Source organism: uncultured Alistipes sp., from assembly GCF_949296715.1.
In the GTDB taxonomy this organism is placed as follows: Bacteria; Bacteroidota; Bacteroidia; order Bacteroidales; family Rikenellaceae; genus Alistipes.
Window position 1 is genome coordinate 16207 of sequence record NZ_CASFQD010000059.1, and the last position, 16518, is coordinate 32724.

11 protein-coding genes are annotated in these 16518 nt (G+C 65.5%); 6 read left to right on the plus strand and 5 right to left on the minus strand.

Annotation, left to right across the window (positions count from 1 at the left end):
- The first annotated feature begins 3 nt into the window (after positions 1-3).
- The 5 genes from Q1Y33_RS09375 (at position 4) to Q1Y33_RS09395 (ending at position 7364) form a co-directional block, all read left to right on the plus strand.
- Positions 4-1494 carry an MFS transporter gene (locus Q1Y33_RS09375; protein WP_300799530.1) on the plus strand — a complete coding sequence of 497 codons (1491 nt, stop codon included), beginning with the start codon at positions 4-6 and terminating at the stop codon, positions 1492-1494.
- Between the two features lie 19 nt (positions 1495-1513).
- A complete protein-coding gene (locus tag Q1Y33_RS09380) occupies positions 1514-2971 on the plus strand; it encodes a tagaturonate reductase (RefSeq protein ID WP_300799531.1) in 1458 nt (485 codons plus the stop codon).
- Between the two features lie 108 nt (positions 2972-3079).
- Positions 3080-4570: an altronate dehydratase family protein gene (locus Q1Y33_RS09385; protein WP_300799532.1), complete on the plus strand. Its 1491-nt coding sequence runs from the start codon at positions 3080-3082 to the stop codon at positions 4568-4570.
- Positions 4571-4668: 98 nt separating this feature from the next.
- Positions 4669-5715 (plus strand): pectinesterase family protein, encoded by a 1047-nt coding sequence (locus tag Q1Y33_RS09390; RefSeq protein WP_300799534.1) that lies wholly within the window; start codon positions 4669-4671, stop codon positions 5713-5715.
- Positions 5716-5729: 14 nt separating this feature from the next.
- The gene (locus tag Q1Y33_RS09395) at positions 5730-7364 is read left to right on the plus strand and encodes a glycoside hydrolase 43 family protein (protein WP_300799535.1); all 1635 of its coding nucleotides are present in this window, start codon (positions 5730-5732) and stop codon (positions 7362-7364) included.
- Between the two features lie 97 nt (positions 7365-7461).
- Here the strand turns inward: Q1Y33_RS09395 and Q1Y33_RS09400 are convergent, their stop codons facing one another.
- The gene (locus tag Q1Y33_RS09400) at positions 7462-8787 is read right to left on the minus strand and encodes an MATE family efflux transporter (RefSeq protein ID WP_300799537.1); all 1326 of its coding nucleotides are present in this window, start codon (positions 8785-8787) and stop codon (positions 7462-7464) included.
- A gap of 141 nt (positions 8788-8928) precedes the next feature.
- Between Q1Y33_RS09400 and Q1Y33_RS09405 the strand changes: the two genes are divergently transcribed.
- Positions 8929-10251 carry a pseudouridine synthase gene (locus Q1Y33_RS09405; protein WP_300799538.1) on the plus strand — a complete coding sequence of 441 codons (1323 nt, stop codon included), beginning with the start codon at positions 8929-8931 and terminating at the stop codon, positions 10249-10251.
- A gap of 531 nt (positions 10252-10782) precedes the next feature.
- On the opposite strand, the gene Q1Y33_RS09410 is transcribed toward Q1Y33_RS09405, so the two are convergent.
- From Q1Y33_RS09410 to ligA, 4 genes are all read right to left on the minus strand, one after another.
- Positions 10783-12315: a clostripain-related cysteine peptidase gene (locus tag Q1Y33_RS09410; RefSeq protein WP_300799540.1), complete on the minus strand. Its 1533-nt coding sequence runs from the start codon at positions 12313-12315 to the stop codon at positions 10783-10785.
- A 6-nt stretch (positions 12316-12321) separates the two neighbouring features.
- The gene (locus tag Q1Y33_RS09415) at positions 12322-13122 is read right to left on the minus strand and encodes a DUF4919 domain-containing protein (RefSeq protein ID WP_300799541.1); all 801 of its coding nucleotides are present in this window, start codon (positions 13120-13122) and stop codon (positions 12322-12324) included.
- 25 nt (positions 13123-13147) lie between these two features.
- Positions 13148-14038 carry a 4-hydroxy-tetrahydrodipicolinate synthase gene (gene dapA / locus Q1Y33_RS09420; protein ID WP_300799543.1) on the minus strand — a complete coding sequence of 297 codons (891 nt, stop codon included), beginning with the start codon at positions 14036-14038 and terminating at the stop codon, positions 13148-13150.
- Positions 14039-14163: 125 nt separating this feature from the next.
- Positions 14164-16335: an NAD-dependent DNA ligase LigA gene (gene ligA, locus Q1Y33_RS09425; RefSeq protein ID WP_300799620.1), complete on the minus strand. Its 2172-nt coding sequence runs from the start codon at positions 16333-16335 to the stop codon at positions 14164-14166.
- Positions 16336-16518: the final 183 nt, after the last annotated feature.

Sequence of the window (16518 nt, forward strand, 5' to 3'; positions counted from 1 at the left end):
CGTATGACAAATACCTCATCAACCTCTGCAAAACTGATGACCAACTGGCGCTGGTGGATGTGCGTGCTGCTGTTCGTCGCCACCACGGTCAACTACCTGGACCGCCAGGTGCTGTCGCTGACGTGGAAGGACTTTATCGCACCCGAGTTCCACTGGACCGATGCCGACTACGGCACCATCACCGCCGTCTTCTCGCTCGTCTATGCCGTCTGCATGCTCTTCGCCGGCCGCTTCATCGACTGGATGGGCACGAAGAGGGGCTATCTGTGGGCCATCGGCGTCTGGTCGGCCGGCGCCTGCCTCCATGCCGCCTGCGGCTGGGCCACGATGCACATCGAGGGCTTCGAGTCGGTCAAGGCCATGACGTCGGTCGAGGCGGGATCGGCCGTGGCGCTGGCCGTCGCGTCGACGAGTGTCTGGCTCTTCCTTGCGGCGCGCTGCATCCTCGCCCTCGGCGAGGCGGGCAACTTCCCCGCAGCCATCAAGGTGACGGCCGAGTACTTCCCGAAGAAGGACCGCGCCTTCGCCACGTCGATCTTCAACGCCGGTGCGTCGGTGGGCGCGCTGGTCGCTCCGGCCACGATTCCGCTGCTTGCGCAGTACTTCAAGGATCAGGGTGTCGGCGGCGGCTGGGAGATGGCCTTCCTGATCATCGGTGCACTGGGCTTCCTCTGGATGGGCTTCTGGCTCTTCATGTATGAGAAGCCCGAGAAGTCGAAGCATGTCAACGAGGCCGAGCTGGCCTACATCCATCAGGACGACGCCGCGGATGCCGCCGCTTCCGCCGGTGCCAAGACCGAAAAACCCGAGAAGATCATTCCCTTCTGGCAGTGCTTCACCTACCGTCAGACCTGGTCGTTCATCACCGGCAAGTTCTTCACCGACGGCGTGTGGTGGTTCTACCTCTTCTGGGCTCCGGCCTACTTCTCGGACCAGTACGGCTACTCGTCCAGTTCGAGCATGGGCATTGCGCTGATCTTCACGCTCTATGCCATCGTGACCGTGCTGTCGATCTTCGGCGGTTACCTGCCGCGTCTGTTCGTCGACCGCAAGGGCATGAACCCCTATGCCGGACGTATGCTGGCGATGCTGATCTTCGCCTTCCTGCCGCTGCCCGCCCTCTTCGCGCAGAGCGCCGGTACGGTGTCGGTATGGTGGCCCGCGATCATCATCGGTCTGGCCGGTGCCGGACACCAGGCCTGGTCGGCCAACCTCTTCTCGACGATCGGCGACATGTTCCCCAAGTCGGCCATCGCGACGATCACGGGTATCGGCGGCATGGCCGGCGGTGTGGGTTCGTTCCTCATCAACAAGGGGGCCGGTGCGCTCTTCACCCACTCGGAGAAGATGGGCGAGGCCTTCCGCTTCATGGGCTTCGACGGCAAGGAGGCCGGTTACATGATCATCTTCTGCATCTGCGCCGTGGCCTATCTGGTGGCATGGCTCATCATGAAGACGCTTGTTCCGAAGTACAAACCGATCGTATTGGAATAGTCTAAAATTCTGACATACAATGATTAAGCAGTTGAATAAGTCGACCGTCGAAAAGGTCGACCGCCCCGTCCGCATCCTTCAGTTCGGCGAGGGTAACTTTCTCCGCGCCTTCGTGGACTGGCAGATCGACATCGCCAACGAGAAGGGCGTGATGAATTCGGGCGTGGTCATCTGCCAGCCGATCCTCGATCCCGAGCACAAGGTGCTGGGCATGATCGACCTGCTGCACAAGCAGGACAACATGTACCACGTCTACCTCGAGGGCATCGAGAACAAGCAGCCCAAGAAGGACGTGCGGCTGGTGCGGAGCGTCATGGATTCGTTCAATCCCTATGTCGAGTACGAGAAGTACGAGCAGTATTTCCTCTCGCCGGAGCTCAAGGTGACGATCTCGAACACCACCGAGGCGGGCATCCGCTACGAGGAGGGCGACGACCTCGAGGCGCGTCCGCCGAAGTCCTACCCGGCGAAGATGACGGCGCTGCTCTACAAGCGTTTCAAGCACTTCAACGGCGATCCGACGAAGGGTCTGTGCATCATCTGCTGCGAGCTGATCGAGAACAACGGCTCGACGCTGCACGAGTATGTGATCCGCCACGCGATGTACCACGGCCTGGGTGCCGACTTCATCGACTGGGTGGAGCGCAACTGCCACTTCTGCGACACGCTCGTCGACCGCATCGTGCCGGGCTTTCCGCGCGACACGATTGCCGAGATCAAGCAGGAGCTGGGCTATGACGACAACCTCGTCGTGAAGGCCGAGCTGTACCACCTGTGGGCGATCGGCGGCCCGGGTTACAAGGAGGTGATGAAGGAGCTGCCGCTGGACAAGGCGGGCCTGCACGTGATCTTCATGCCGTCGATCAAGCAGTTCCGCGACAAGAAGGTCCGCATCCTGAACGGCTCGCACACGGGCATGGTGCCCATCGCCCTGCAGATGGGCTGCGAGACGGTGATGGACGCCTTCAACACGCCCGACATCGAGAAGTTCGTCAACGACATGGTCGCCGAGGAGGTGATCCCGATGATCGAGGAGGACCAGGAGGAGCTCAAGCAGTTTGCCGCCGGCATTCTGGAGCGCTTCTACAACCCCTTCATCAAGCACATGCTGCGGTCGATCTCGCTCAACTCGCTGTCGAAGTGGGAGGCGCGCAACTACCCGACGGTCAAGGACAACTGGTTCAAGGCGCAGAAGGTGGCCACGCACGAGTGCTTCACCTTTGCGGCGCTGCTGTCGCTCTACGGCCCGAAGAGCGGCTTCGAGCCCGACGACACGAAGGAGTTTGTGGAGTACATCCGCACGAACTGGAACCCGGCCGACCTGGAGGGTACCGTGCGCAGGATCGTCTGCGAGAGCGGCATCTTCACGGTGAACTTCTCGGAGGTTCCGGGCTTCGTTCCGGCCGTTGCCGCCTACCTGGCCGACATCGAGTCGCTGGGCATGGCCGCTGCGCTCAAGAAGTTTCTCAACGCATAGCGCGGGTGCCGTTGCGGCGCCCCGATGAGCGAAACAAGCACATGTTTCAAGACCGGGCGGAGCCTCTCTGCGGACGCTCCGCCCGTTTTTTCAGATCACAAGACGACCATGAAACGATTTTTGAAAATCAATGCCGCGGACAACGTGGCCATCGCGCTGGCCGATGACCTGCATGCCGGCGAGACGCTCGACGTCGACGGCGTGCGCGTGACGCTGCGCGAGGATATCGCCCGCGGACACAAGTTCGCGCTGCGCGATCTGGCCGAAGGGGAGAACGTCGTCAAGTACGGCTATCCGATCGGCCACACGACGGCCGCCGTGTCGCAGGGCGCGTGGATCCACTCGCACAACCTGAAGACCAACCTGCACGACGACCTCAAGTACACCTATGCACCGAAGGTCTACGACATCGACACGCCGAAGAGCGATGCGAAGGTGATGGGCTACCTGCGGCGCAACGGCACGATGGGTATCCGCAACGAGCTGTGGATCGTGCCGTCGGTGGGGTGCGTCAACGGACAGGCGCAGGCCATTGCCGAGCGTGTGCGGCGCGAGTGCGACTGCTCGCACCTGGACGACGTGCGCGTCTATACGCACAACTACGGCTGCTCGCAGCTGGGCGACGACCACGTAAACACGCGGCGGGCCCTCGCGGCGCTGGTCAAGCACCCCAATGCCGGTGCCGTGCTGGTGCTGGGTCTGGGCTGCGAGAACAACCAGGTCTCGGCCCTCAAGGAGGAGATCGGCGCGTGGGACGACGAGCGCGTGAAGTTCCTCATCGCACAGGAGGTCGAGGACGAGATCGAGACCGGTTTCGAGATCTGCCGCGAGCTGGTCGAGCGCACGAAGGCCGACCGGCGTGAGCCGCTGCCGCTCTCGTACCTCAAGGTGGGGTTGAAGTGCGGCGGTTCGGACGGCTTCTCGGGCATCACGGCCAACCCGCTCGTGGGGCTCTTCTCCGACTGGCTCATCGCGCAGGGCGGCACGACCGTCCTGACGGAGGTCCCCGAGATGTTCGGTGCCGAGACGATCCTCATGAACCGGGCGACGGACCGTCCGGTCTTCGACCGGACGGTGCACCTGATCAACGACTTCAAGGGCTACTTCCGCCGCTATGACCAGCCGATCTACGAGAACCCCTCGCCGGGCAACAAGAAGGGCGGCATCACGACGCTCGAGGAGAAGTCGCTCGGATGCGTGCAGAAGGGCGGCGCGCAGCCCGTCGTAGACGTGCTCCGCTATGCGCAGCCGATCGGGCGGCAGGGTCTGAACCTGCTGCAGGCCCCGGGCAACGACCTCGTGGCCGCCTCGGCGCTGGCTCTGTCGGGCTGCCAGCTGGTGCTCTTCACCACGGGACGCGGCACCCCCTTCGGGTCGTTCGTCCCGACGATGAAGATCGCGACCAACTCGCAGCTCGCGCGCTTCAAGTCCAACTGGATCGACTTCAATGCCGGGACGCTCGTCGAGGACGAGGCGCCGCAGGCCGTGCTTGCCCGCCTGATCGACAAGGTGCTGGCCTCGGCCAACGGCGAACACCTGCACCACGAGAAGACCGGCTTCAAGGAGATTGCCATCTTCAAGACGGGCGTGACGCTGTAGTCCGGCCCCGATTTTTGCGGCGGGCGGGCCGGGAGGCATCCCGGTTCCGCACCGCCGTTTTTCGTTGAATACGGTTTTTACCGATTATACCGACAGTCATGAAACGGTTTCTGTTGATTCTTGCCGCGCTCTGCGGCGCATGGCACTCCGCCCGGGCCGCGGAGGAGGTCTATACGGTCGACTGCCGCGGCGGCGGGCAGTTCCGTAGCGTGCAGGAGTGCTTCGACGCCCTGCCGTCGAAACCCGCGGCGTGGCGCACGGTCGTCATCCGCCCGGGTACCTACCGCGAGAAGGTGACGCTCGACGTCTACAAGGACAAGGTGTGCATCGTGGCGGCCGAGGCCGGGACGGTGCGCATCGTCTGGGACGACTACTCGGGCAAGGTGGTCGACGGACGCGAGCTGACGACCTACGACAGCTACACGATGTCGCTCCAGGCCGACGACGTCTTCATGCAGGGCATCACCGTCGAGAACGATGCCGGACGGGTCGGCCAGGCTGTGGCCCTCGAGACGCGCGGCGACCGCATCCACCTCTGTGACTGCGCGCTTGTGGGCGATCAGGATACCTTCTTCACGAAGGGCTACGTCTCGCGCATCTACGTCGAGCGCTGCCACATCGAGGGAACGACCGACTTCATCTTCGGCCCCTCGATCGTGCTTTTCGACGACTGCACGATCCACTGCAAGGCCGACAGCTTCATCACGGCGGCCTCGACCACCGAGCGCAACCTCTATGGCTATGTCTTCCGCCGCTGCCGTGTCACGGCGGCCGAGGGCGTGACGAAGCTCTACCTCGGGCGGCCGTGGAAATCGACGGCCCGCACCGTCTGGATCGACTGCGAACTGCCCGCGGCGATCCGCCCCGAGGGGTGGCGCGACTGGCACGACACGGCGCGCCGCGGCACAGCCTTCTATGCCGAGTACCGCTGCACGGGCCCCGGTGCCGACCGCTCGGGCCGCGTGGCGTGGTCGTGCGCCCTGACCGACGAGGAGGCTGCCGCTTACGTCCCCGAACGCATCTTCGCCAAGAAGACCGGCTCGGAGCAGTTCCGCGACGACTGGCACGTCACACCCGCCTCGAAAAAAGAGGAGCCCGCCTCGAAAGTCGGGCCTGCCTCGAACACCGTCCCCGCATCGAAATAATCCCGTTTCCCGCCATGAAAACCCTGCTGCTGACCTGCGCCGCGCTGCTCGGTGCGGCGACACTGGCGGCCCGGGAGCCGCAGGCCCCCTGGACCGCTGACCTCGGCGACGGCACCTACCGCAATCCGGTGCTGTGGGCCGACTACTCCGATCCGGACGTCATCCGCACGGGCGACGACTACTGGATGACCGCCTCGTCATTCGCCTGCGTGCCGGGGTTGCAAATCCTCCACTCGACGGACCTCGTCAACTGGGAGATCGTCGCCGCGGCGCTGCCGCGCCTCTACGACGGGGCGTTCGACGCCCCGAGCCACGGCAACGGCGTCTGGGCCCCGGCCATCCGCTATCACGAGGGCTTCTACTACATCTACTGGGGCGATCCCGACCGGGGCATCTACATGATCCGCAGCCGTGACCCGCGGGGCGAGTGGTCGGCGCCGCATCTGGTGAAGGCCGCGCGGGGGATGATCGACCCCTGCCCGCTGTGGGACGACGACGGCCGTGCCTACCTCGTGCACGGCTGGGCCGGGTCGCGGGCGGGCTTCAAGAGCGTGTTGAGCGTCTCGGAGATGTCGGCCGACGGCGGGCGTCTGCTCGGCGAGGAGGTGCTCGTCTTCGACGGACACGACGCCAACCCGACGGTCGAGGGCCCGAAGTTCTACAAGCGCGACGGCTGGTACTACATCTTCGCCCCGGCGGGCGGCGTCAAGCCGGGGTGGCAGCTCGTGCTGCGCGCCCGTTCGCCGTTCGGCCCTTACGAGTGGCGCCGGGTGCTGCATCAGGGCGATACTCCGACGCCCGGACCTCATCAGGGCGGCTGGGTCGAGGATGTCGCGGGCCGTTCGTGGTTCCTGCACTTTGTGGACGAGTATGCCTACGGGCGCGTCGTGCACCTCCAGCCCATGACATGGTCCGATGACGGCTGGTGCCTGATCGGTGAGGACAGCAACGGCGACGGCGTGGGCGAGCCCGTTGCGCGGTGGCGGAAACCCGCTTCGCGCATCCCGTCGGCGCTCCGCATGCCCGTCATGAGCGACCGGTTCGACGGCCGCACGCTGGGGTTGCAGTGGCAGTGGGCGGCCAATCCGGCGGCAGGGTGGTATTTCCACCATCCGGCGGCGGGGTGCCTGCGCCTGATGTGCGTGCGGCGTCCCGACGGGTGGCGCAACCTCTGGGACACGCCCAACCTCCTGCTGCAAAAGGTTCCCGGGCCCGACTGCACCTTCACGGCGAAGGTCCGCTTCCGCGGCGCCTACGACGGCGACCGGGCCGGGCTGGTCGTGATGGGGGAGGATTACGCCCTGCTGGGGCTGGAGCGGCGCGACGGGACGACGCTGTTGACGCTCGCGCGCTGTGCGGAGGCCGATGGCGGTGCCGCGGAGCAGTCCGAAGTCTCGGTCGTGGCGCCCGACGGGGAGGTGTGGCTGCGATGTCGCATCGAACGGCAGCGCAACGACGACGGCACGCCCCGCATGTGCTGCCGCTTCTCGTTCAGCCGCGACGGCCGCCGGTTCGATCCCCTCGGCGAACCCTTCGTCGCGCAGGCGGGCCGCTGGATCGGCGCGAAGGTGGGCCTTGTGGCCGAAGCGGCGCAGCAGCGCAACGACGGCGGCTGGCTCGACGTCGACGAGTTTCTGGTAACGGAATAGACGGTGTCGGAGCGGGCCTGCGCCGGAGCGGATGCCCCGGCCGGGCCGAAGCCCGGCGTCGACCGGGACGGTGACGGCAGCACCCGGGTGCGGCGGGTCAGTTGCCCGCCTTGGCGCGGATCGTCCCGAGGCGGTCGGTCATGATGTATTGCAGCACCCCGCGCAGGAACATGTAGAGCGTGAAGGCGAGCCACAGGGCGTTGTTGCCGATTAGCGGGCGCCCGAGCCAGAAGATGGCGAAGTAGGCCGCCGTGGCACCGAACATCGAGTTGCGCATGACGCGCGTCTCGGTGGCGCCCACCATGATGCCGTCCATGATGAAGGGCATGGCCGATGCCACGGGGATGAGGATGACCCACACGACGTAGTGCCCGGCCAGCTCGGTGAGCGCCGCGGCATTGGGCGCCGCGGGGTCCATGAAGAGCCCCACGAGCTCGCGCCACCAGACGAGGTATACCCCCACGAAGAGCAGGGCGATGGCCGTGCCCCAGGCGAGGCAGCGGTGCAGGCAGGCACGCAGCGACGCGCCGTCGCGTGCGCCGATGAAGCGCCCGGTGAGGGCTTCGGCGGCGTAGGCAAAGCCGTCGTTCATGTAGGAGAAGAGCGTGAAGAGCTCCAGCAGCAGCGTGTTGACGGCCAGCAGCGCCGGGTCGTCCATGCGGGCCGACGCCCCCGTGAAGAAGGTGTAGACGGCCACGATGCAGAACGTGCGCAGGATGATGTCGCGGTTGATCCGGAAAAAGGTCTTGAGCGGTGTCATGTCGAGCACCTCGGACCAGTCGACTGCCGTGAGCAGGCGGCGGTAGCGCACGAGAAGCAGCACGGCCGAGAGCACGACGCCCGTCCACTGGGCGATGACCGAGGCGTAGGCGATGCCGACGATGCCCAGGTCGAGCCCGAAGGCGAACCAGAGGCTGCACAGCATGTGGACGATGTTGACCGTGACGGCCGTGCACATGGGGATCACGGCGTTCTGCATGCCCGTGAACCAGCCGTTGAAGCCGAAGAGCAGGATACCCGCCGGCACGGCCCAGATGCGCGTGTAGAAGTACTCGCGGGTCATCTCCGAGCCGTTGAGGGCCCACAGCGCCGCCTCGCCCACGGGGTATTGCAGGACGACCATCACCACACCCATCACCACGGCCACGGCCAGCGCGCGCATCAGCATGTTCGTGCATTCGCGGTAGTTGCCCGCGCCGAAGGCCTGCGCCGTGAGGCCGCTCGTGCCCATGCGCACGAACGAGCAGTTCCAGTAGATGAAGTTGAAGATCGAGACCCCGATGGCCAGCGCGCCGATCGTCGCGGCGGTGTCGGCGCCCCAGTGCCCGGCAATGGCCGTCGAGACGATGCCCATCAGGGGCACGGTGATGTTCGAGACGATGTTCGGCAGCGCAAGGCGCAGTATTTCACGGTTCATGCTCATACGTGACTGCAAAGATAGCATTTTGGGGCGGATTTGTGTCGGCCGGCGTTATTTCCCGATTAATTCCTGCCGGCGATGCGCACAATACGGAAAAATGGATTACCTTTGCCGCGTCATTTGCAATCATATACAGACACCAAGATGAAAGAGATCAAAAACGACACGACCTCCGTGCTTTCGCGCTTCGGCCGCGACAAGCGCACCCGTACCGTGACGGCGACGGCGGAGCGTGTCGAGCGTCGCCCGCGTTTGCAGCGTGAGGCTGCCGATTCGGAGCACCCGAACCATACGGAGCATGCGGAACGCCGCGCTTCGTACAATCCCCACTTTACGGCGGACAACCGTCCCCGCTTCGAGAAGCCGCACCGCGAGGAGGGCGACCGTCCGCACCGCACCTACGGCGAGCACTCTGCACACCGCGACGGCGAGCGCCGCGGACAGGGCGCCTACGGCGACAAGCCCCGCTACGAAGGGGCCCGCGCGCGGCAGGACGAGGAGCGCCCGCGCCGCAGCTACGGCGACAAACCCGCCTACCGCGGCGAGCGTGACGGCGAGGAGCGCGCAGCGAAGCGCTATGGTGCCGAGGGCCGCCGCAGCGGGGAAGGCCGCCCCTACGGCGAGAAGCGCTACGGCGAAAGGAAATACGGCGAGAAGAGGAGCGGCGAGAAGAAGTACGGCGGGAAGCCCGCCTACCGCAAGCGTGCGGAGGCCCCGGCCAATTACCCGAAATACAATCCTGAACGTCAGACGGGCGAAATCCGCCTGAACCGCTTTATCGCGCAGTCGGGCATCTGCTCGCGCCGTGAGGCCGACGACTTCATCACGGCGGGACTGGTCTCGGTCAACGGCGTGATTGTCACCGAACTCGGCACGAAGGTGAAGCCCACCGACGAGGTGAAGTTCAACGACAGCCGCGTGCAGGGCGAGAAGAAGGTCTATCTCGTGCTGAACAAGCCCAAGGGCTATGTCACGTCGCTCGACGACCCGCACGCCGGGAAGACGGTCATGGAGCTGGTCAAGGGGGCCTGCACGGAGCGCATCTACCCGGTGGGACGCCTCGACAAGAACAGCGTGGGGCTGCTGCTCTTCACCAACGACGGCGACCTGACGCGCCAGCTGACGCACCCCTCCTATAAGAAGAAGAAGGTCTACCAGGTGTCGCTCGACAAGCCGCTGACGCGCGCCGACATGGACCGCATCGCCGAGGGCATCACGCTCGGGGACGGCGAGATCTATGCCGACGAAATCTCCTACGTCAAGGAGAACAAGCAGGAGGTGGGCATCGAGATTCACTCGGGCCGCAACCGCATCGTGCGCCGCATCTTCGAGTTCCTGGGCTACAACGTCACGAAGCTCGACCGCGTCTACTATGCGGGCCTGACGAAGAAGAACCTCAAGCGTGGGGCATGGCGTTTCCTCACGCGCGAGGAGGTCGAGCGCCTCAAGTCGGGACAGTACGAATAACCGTCGGTCGGGGCCGGAGAACCTCCCCTTGTCTTGGGGCTTATCCTTGCCGCGGAGGTTTGTCCCGATTGCTCCGGGCCGTATGAAAAAGCGATTCTTCCCACACCGGGAAGAATCGCTTTTTTGTCGGGATAGTGTCGTTGGGTGCGGGCCGCAGCGGGGGGGGAGAACCTGTCGAGGGAGGACCTGCCGGGGACGGTGTTGTTGGGGAAGGTGCTGCCGGGGTGCCTGCCCGCCGGGACCGTGCCTGCCGGGAGTGCCTGCAAGGAAGAGTCCGCGGAAAAGCCTGCCGAGGGCATCTGCCGGGAAAACGTCTGCCGGAAGATATTTGTCCGGGTCCGTCGGAAAAATGCCTGTCGGGGGCATCTGCCGGGAAAAACGTCTGCCGGAAGATACTTGCCCGGGGACCGTCGGGAAAATGCCTGCCGGGAAAATGCCTGCCGGGGGAATGCCCGTCCGGGAAACGTTCGTCGGCCAAACTCCGCAGCGTCCGGCGTCCGGTCTTTCGTCGCCCCCCCCCTCCTGGCTGCTTTACCTTGTGTTTGTCGCCTGCTCCCAGGCCGTCTGCTCGTAGTACTCCTGCAGCCGCAGCGCGGGTTTGCTGGTCGAGACGCCCGAATAACTGGTGATGGGGTTCAGCCGCCCGTTGTAGGCCGAGTAGAACGACGGGGTGTTGAGGCGGCACTCCGCGGGGAAGGCCTCGTCGAAGCGTGTGCCGAATTCCGAGAGCAGGGCCGCATCGGAGCACGACAGCGAGACGTAGTGGCCCAGGTCGTAGAAGATGTGCGACGAGAGCCCCTCGTAGCTCTGCAGCGTGTTGAGGTCGAAATTCTGCCGCGCGGCAGCGTAGAGACGCCGCACGACATCGTCCAGCCCCGGCCGGCCGTCGCGGCCGTCGAGTGCGGCGGTGACGCAGAGCGAGATGCAGCCCGACTGCTCGTTGTAGGGGACGCTCTGCCAGTCGTTCTGGTAGAAGTCCCAGAAGGCGCGGCACACCTGCGTGAGCCGGTCGCCGATGCGCTCCCCGGTGAAGAGGTATGGCACGGTCCGGTCGTAGGGGAACCCGGCGGCCATGATCTCGCACGGCGAAGCAACGATGTAGTCGAAGCCGCCGCGCAGGTCGTAGAGCGTCTCGATGTTGGCCATGAAGCAGGCGTCGAAGATCAGGTAGTCGAACCGGTAGGGCAGCGCCTCGATCGCCGCGGCGAACTCCGCGATGTCGATCTCGTAGCCCGTGTCGCCGAACGAACGGGTCGGCTTCGCATCCGGAAGCGGCCGCCACAGGTTGTCGCTCACGGCCGCTGCGCCCGGCGCCGTGCCGTACTGCACACTCGCCGAGTAGATCGAGCCTGCGGCCTTCGGGACCCAGGCCTTGCCGTGGCAGCCGATGATGAGCCCGTACTCCTCGGCCGGGGCGTATTCGGCCACGTCGGCGAACATCTCCGCCAGCGACTGCGGCGCCGCGGCCGAGAACGACGCATACTCCTTGAGGGTCTCGACGGTGCTGCCGCCCGAGGCGTAGTCGTAGCGGACCTCCTGCAGCAGGGCGGCGTCGTGCCCCTGCGGCTGGTAGCAGACGAGGATGCGGCTGTCGCCCGGCACCTGTGCCGTGACGGCCTTGCGGATGCCGTCGATGTTGGTCTTGTAGTAGGAGAGCAGCGAACGCCCCGGCATGTAGAGCAGCATCGTGCGGGGTGCCGTGGCGGGGCTCTGGCATACCTCGAGGGTGCGCTCCGCACCCGAACTGCCCGTTCCCGTGCGGAAGGTCACCGTGCCGAGCGTGCGGCGCAGGTGCTCCCCGTTCTCCTGCGTGGCGGTCACCGTGACGACGGTCTCGCCCCGGCTGCCCGAGACGGGCGTGATGTCGAAGCCGCTGCCCGCGACGGTCAGCTCCCATGCTCCGTTGGCCGTTACGGTGACGGAGGCTTCGCTCCCGGCGGCCCCCTGAAGCACGACCTCTGCGGCCGAGAGTTCGAGCCGCGACGTCGGGGTCTTCTCCCTGCTGCAGGCGGCTGTCAGCAGCACCGCGCAGAGCAGCAGTGTATGTCGGATCGGTCGGATCATGGTCTTCTATTTATAGGTGCGGGGTTTGAGGTTGTTGAACTGCCACGTGCGGTCGCGCTTGTAGGTGTAGCCTTCGGGCTTGTTCCAGTAGATGCGGCTGAAGTCGAAGTAGAAGCCCTTGCGCTTTTTGCCGTCGACGACGTAGGGAACGGTCAGCGGCACGAACTCCACCGAGCGGCTGACGACGCGCGCCTTGTCGTAGGAGAGCCCGTCGGCCGTGAGCAGGTCGAGCGCATGGTCGAACATCAGGATGTGGCGCGGGGTCTTCTGCGTGAGGCCGTCGCCCGACTGGTTGATCGCCCGCAGCACGCCGTTCATGCGGTTGAAATAGGCGCGTTCCTCGTTCCTGTCGCCCAGCGCCCCGTAGGCGTAGGCCATCAGGTTGAGTATTTTCGGACTGAAAGGGTCGTGCTTGAGTGCCGCACGTCCCGTCTGGACGATCTCCTCCAGCCGCTCCACGGTGGGGTGGTCGGGATCGAGCCCCGAGGCGAGCAGCAGCAGCCGGTCCAGCTCGGGGTTCGTCTGCAGGGGCTTGTACTCCTCCTGATAGGCATAGCCGTAGTAGAGGTAGTGGTAATCCTCGTCCGTGAGGGTTTCGTCCCCGGCGTTGTAGCGCATCATGAGCGACGTGTAGTAGTAGGGCGACGAGGCGTCCATCGTCCGGTCGATGATGTCCTCCTCGTCGGGGACCTTGGCCGCGGCCGTGCGGGGCAGGGCCAGGAGCAGGGCCATCGTGACGAGCAGCATCGTCCGGACGGAGCGCCGCCGTGTGTGCCGGCAGTCGGCGTGGTGGGGGAATCGTATCATGGTCTTTTTTTGCACGAACGTATTTTCAGCGCAAATCGTATTCGGCGATGAGCTTTTCGAACCGTGCACGCAGGGCTGCCGTGCCCGGCACGAGCGGCAGGCGCATCGTGTCGCCGATGAGCCCCATGACCGAAAGAGCGCACTTCACGCCGACGGGATTGCCCTCGGCGAAGAGCGCTTCGACAGCCTCCTTCAGCGAGCGGTACTCTTCGTCGGCGCGGTCGAACTCCCCCTTTTTCGCGAGGTTCACGCACTGCATGAACCTCCGCGGGAAGGCGTTGGCCGCCACGGAGATCACGCCGTCGCCGCCGCGCCGCATCAGCGGAATGGTCATGGCATCGTCGCCCGAGAGGACGAGGAACCCTTCGGGACGGTTGTCCAGGATGCGCTGCATCTGTTCGATGTCGCCCGACGCCTCCTTGATGCCGATGACGTTCGGCACCTCGCGCGCCAGGCGCAGCGTCGTCTCGGCCGTCATGTTGACGCCCGAGCGGCCCGGGATATTGTAGAGGATCACCGGCAGGGGCGAGTGCTCCGAGACGGTGCGGAAATGCTGGTAGAGTCCCTCCTGCGACGGTTTGTTGTAGTAGGGCGTGACGCTCAGGATGGCGTCGGCGCCCCGCAGGTCGAATTCGCGCAGCTGGTCCAGCACCTCCGAGGTGGAGTTGCCGCCGCAGCCCATCACCAGAGGCACGCGCCCGGCGATCTGGTTGGTGATGAACATGGCGATAACGGCGCGCTCGGGCATGTAGAGCGTCGGGGTCTCGGCCGTGGTGCCCAGGGCGACGATGTAGTCCACACCGCCGTCGATGACGTAGTCGATCATGCGGGCCAGTGCCTTGTAGTCGACCCGGCCGTCGGGTGTGAAGGGGGTAATCATGGCGGCGCCTGCGCCTGCGAGTTTGGATTGCAGCATATATGTCGTTGTTTGTTTATATTATATGTATCCGTATGCAAAAATAGCAAAAACTTTGCAGGATCGGGCCCGAACCGCAAAAAAGCGGCTCCGGATCGTGCGAACCCGGCAGCGGGACCGGCCTGTCAGAAGAGGCTTCCCTGTGTGGCGCCGCCGTCACGACCCTGCGTCTGCTCCGCGGCGGCGGATGCGGTGTCCGGCGTGCCGTTGTCGTGTTCCTGCGTCTGCTCCGCGGCGGCGGATGCGGTGCCCGGTGTGTCGCCGTCCGGCGTGGGCAGCTCGTCGCGGACGGGCTGCCGGCCGGCGGTGTCCTCGCCGATCATCTCCATGAACTCCTCCTCGGAGAGGATGCGGATGCCCAGCTTTTCGGCCTTCTTCAGCTTCGCGGGGCCCATGTTCTCGCCCGCCAGCAGGTAGTCGGCATTGCCCGAGACGGCGGCGAGGTTGCGCCCTCCGTGCAGTTCGATCAGCTCCTTCAGCTCGTCGCGGCTGTGGGCGGTGAACTTCCCGGAGATGACGATCGACTTGCCGGCGAGCGAGTCCGAGGCCCGCTGCCGTTCGGCCGATTCGAACTGCACGCCTGCGGCCCGCAGCCGTTCGATGATGCGCAGGTTGCGCTCGTCGGCGAAGTAGTCGAGGATCGCGTCGGCGATCTTCCCGCCGACCTCGTCGGCCTGGGTCAGCTCCTCGTGCGTGGCCTGCATCACGGCCTCCAGCGAACGGAAGTGCTCGGCCAGGTATTTGGCCGTCGTTTCGCCCACGAAGCGGATGCCCAGGGCGAAGAGCACGCGGTGGAACGGCACCTGGGTCGAGCGGCGGATCGACGCGATGATGTTCTCGGCCGACTTCTCGCCCAGGCGCGGCAGCGGCGCCAGCTGCTCGGCCCTGAGGTCGTAGAGGTCGGCGGCGTCGTGCAGCAGGCGGTTGTCGTAGAGCAGTTCGACGGTCTCCTCGCCCAGCGACTCGATGTCCATCGCCTTGCGGCGGATGAAGTGCAGGATGCGCCCGAGAATCTGCGGGCGGCAGCCGCTCTGGTTCGGGCAGTAGTGCTTGGCCTCGCCCTCGTAGCGCACCAGCGGCGTGCCGCACTCGGGGCAGCGGGTGATGTAGCGGAACGGCACGCTGTCGGCCGGACGCTCCGAGAGCTCCACGCCCGTGATCTTGGGGATGATTTCGCCGCCCTTTTCGACGTAGACCATGTCGCCCGGGCGGATGTCCAGCAGGGCCATTTGCTCGGCGTTGTGGAGCGTGGCGCGCCGCACGGTGGTGCCGGCCAGCAGCACCGGCGCAAGGTTCGCCACGGGGGTGATCGCTCCGGTGCGCCCGACCTGGAAGGAGATGCTCTCGAGGCGCGTGAGCGCCTGCTCGGCCTTGAACTTGTAGGCTACGGCCCAGCGCGGCGCCTTGGCCGTGAAGCCGATGCGGCGGCGCACGGCGAAGTCGTTGACCTTGATGACCACGCCGTCGGTCGGGAAGGGCAGCTCGCGGCGCGCCGTGTCCCAGTAGGCGATGAAGTCGTCGATCTCGGCGCGCGTGTGGCAGATGCGCATCTTGCCGGAAACCTTGAATCCCCACGTGCGGGCCTTCGCGAGGCTCTCCCAGTGGGTCGTGAAGGGCAGGTCGTCGCCCGCCAGCTGGTAGAGCGTGCAGTCCAGCCCGCGGCGCGCCACGACCGCCGAGGCCTGCTGCTTGAGCGTGCCTGCCGCGGCGTTGCGCGGGTTGGCCAGCAGCGGCTCGCCCGCGGCCTCGCGCTCGGCGTTGAGGCGGTCGAACGAGGCGTAGGGCATGAGTATCTCGCCCCGGATTTCGAAGTAGTCGGGCCAGTCGTCGCCGTGCAGCACGAGCGGGACGCTGCGCACCGTGCGGACGTTGGCCGTCACGTCGTCGCCCGCCGTGCCGTCGCCGCGCGTCACGGCGCGCAGCAGCCGTCCGTGTTCGTAGGTGAGCGAGATGGCCGTGCCGTCGAACTTCAGCTCGCAGACGAACTCCGTGGGACCGGCTTCGCGCTCGATGCGGTCGATGAACTCGTGCAGCTCGTCGAGCGAGTAGGTGTTTCCGAGCGAGAGCATCGGGAAGCGGTGGCGCACCGTGCGGAACTCCGACGTGAGGTCGCTGCCCACGCGCTGCGTGGGCGAATTGGGGTCGGCGCATTCGGGGTGGGCCAGTTCGAGCTCCTGCAGTTCGCGCATCATCGCGTCGAACTCGAAGTCGGAGATCTCGGGCGCGTTCTCGACGTAGTATTTGTGGTTGTGGTATTCGAGCTGGCGGCGCAGCTCCTCGATCCGTTGCTGGTACATGGTCATATACAGTGGCTTGGCATCCCTCTTCCGGTACGCCGGGCTTCCGGAATTGCCCGTGCGGCGCATGCTGCGGAGCCGTGTCCCGGCCCGGAAAACGGGTGCATACGTTGTGTAAAGGTACATATTTTATGCGGAACGGCGGTGCAAAACAAAAAAAATGCAAAAAAAAATTGGAGATGT

Coding starts and splice junctions, on each gene's coding strand:
- Q1Y33_RS09375 (WP_300799530.1), top strand. CDS start 4: ATGACAAATACCTCATCAACCTCTGCAAAACTGATGACCAACTGGCGC.
- Q1Y33_RS09380 (WP_300799531.1), top strand. CDS start 1,514: ATGATTAAGCAGTTGAATAAGTCGACCGTCGAAAAGGTCGACCGCCCC.
- Q1Y33_RS09385 (WP_300799532.1), top strand. CDS start 3,080: ATGAAACGATTTTTGAAAATCAATGCCGCGGACAACGTGGCCATCGCG.
- Q1Y33_RS09390 (WP_300799534.1), top strand. CDS start 4,669: ATGAAACGGTTTCTGTTGATTCTTGCCGCGCTCTGCGGCGCATGGCAC.
- Q1Y33_RS09395 (WP_300799535.1), top strand. CDS start 5,730: ATGAAAACCCTGCTGCTGACCTGCGCCGCGCTGCTCGGTGCGGCGACA.
- Q1Y33_RS09400 (WP_300799537.1), bottom strand. CDS start 8,787: ATGAGCATGAACCGTGAAATACTGCGCCTTGCGCTGCCGAACATCGTC.
- Q1Y33_RS09405 (WP_300799538.1), top strand. CDS start 8,929: ATGAAAGAGATCAAAAACGACACGACCTCCGTGCTTTCGCGCTTCGGC.
- Q1Y33_RS09410 (WP_300799540.1), bottom strand. CDS start 12,315: ATGATCCGACCGATCCGACATACACTGCTGCTCTGCGCGGTGCTGCTG.
- Q1Y33_RS09415 (WP_300799541.1), bottom strand. CDS start 13,122: ATGATACGATTCCCCCACCACGCCGACTGCCGGCACACACGGCGGCGC.
- dapA (WP_300799543.1), bottom strand. CDS start 14,038: ATGCTGCAATCCAAACTCGCAGGCGCAGGCGCCGCCATGATTACCCCC.
- ligA (WP_300799620.1), bottom strand. CDS start 16,335: ATGTACCAGCAACGGATCGAGGAGCTGCGCCGCCAGCTCGAATACCAC.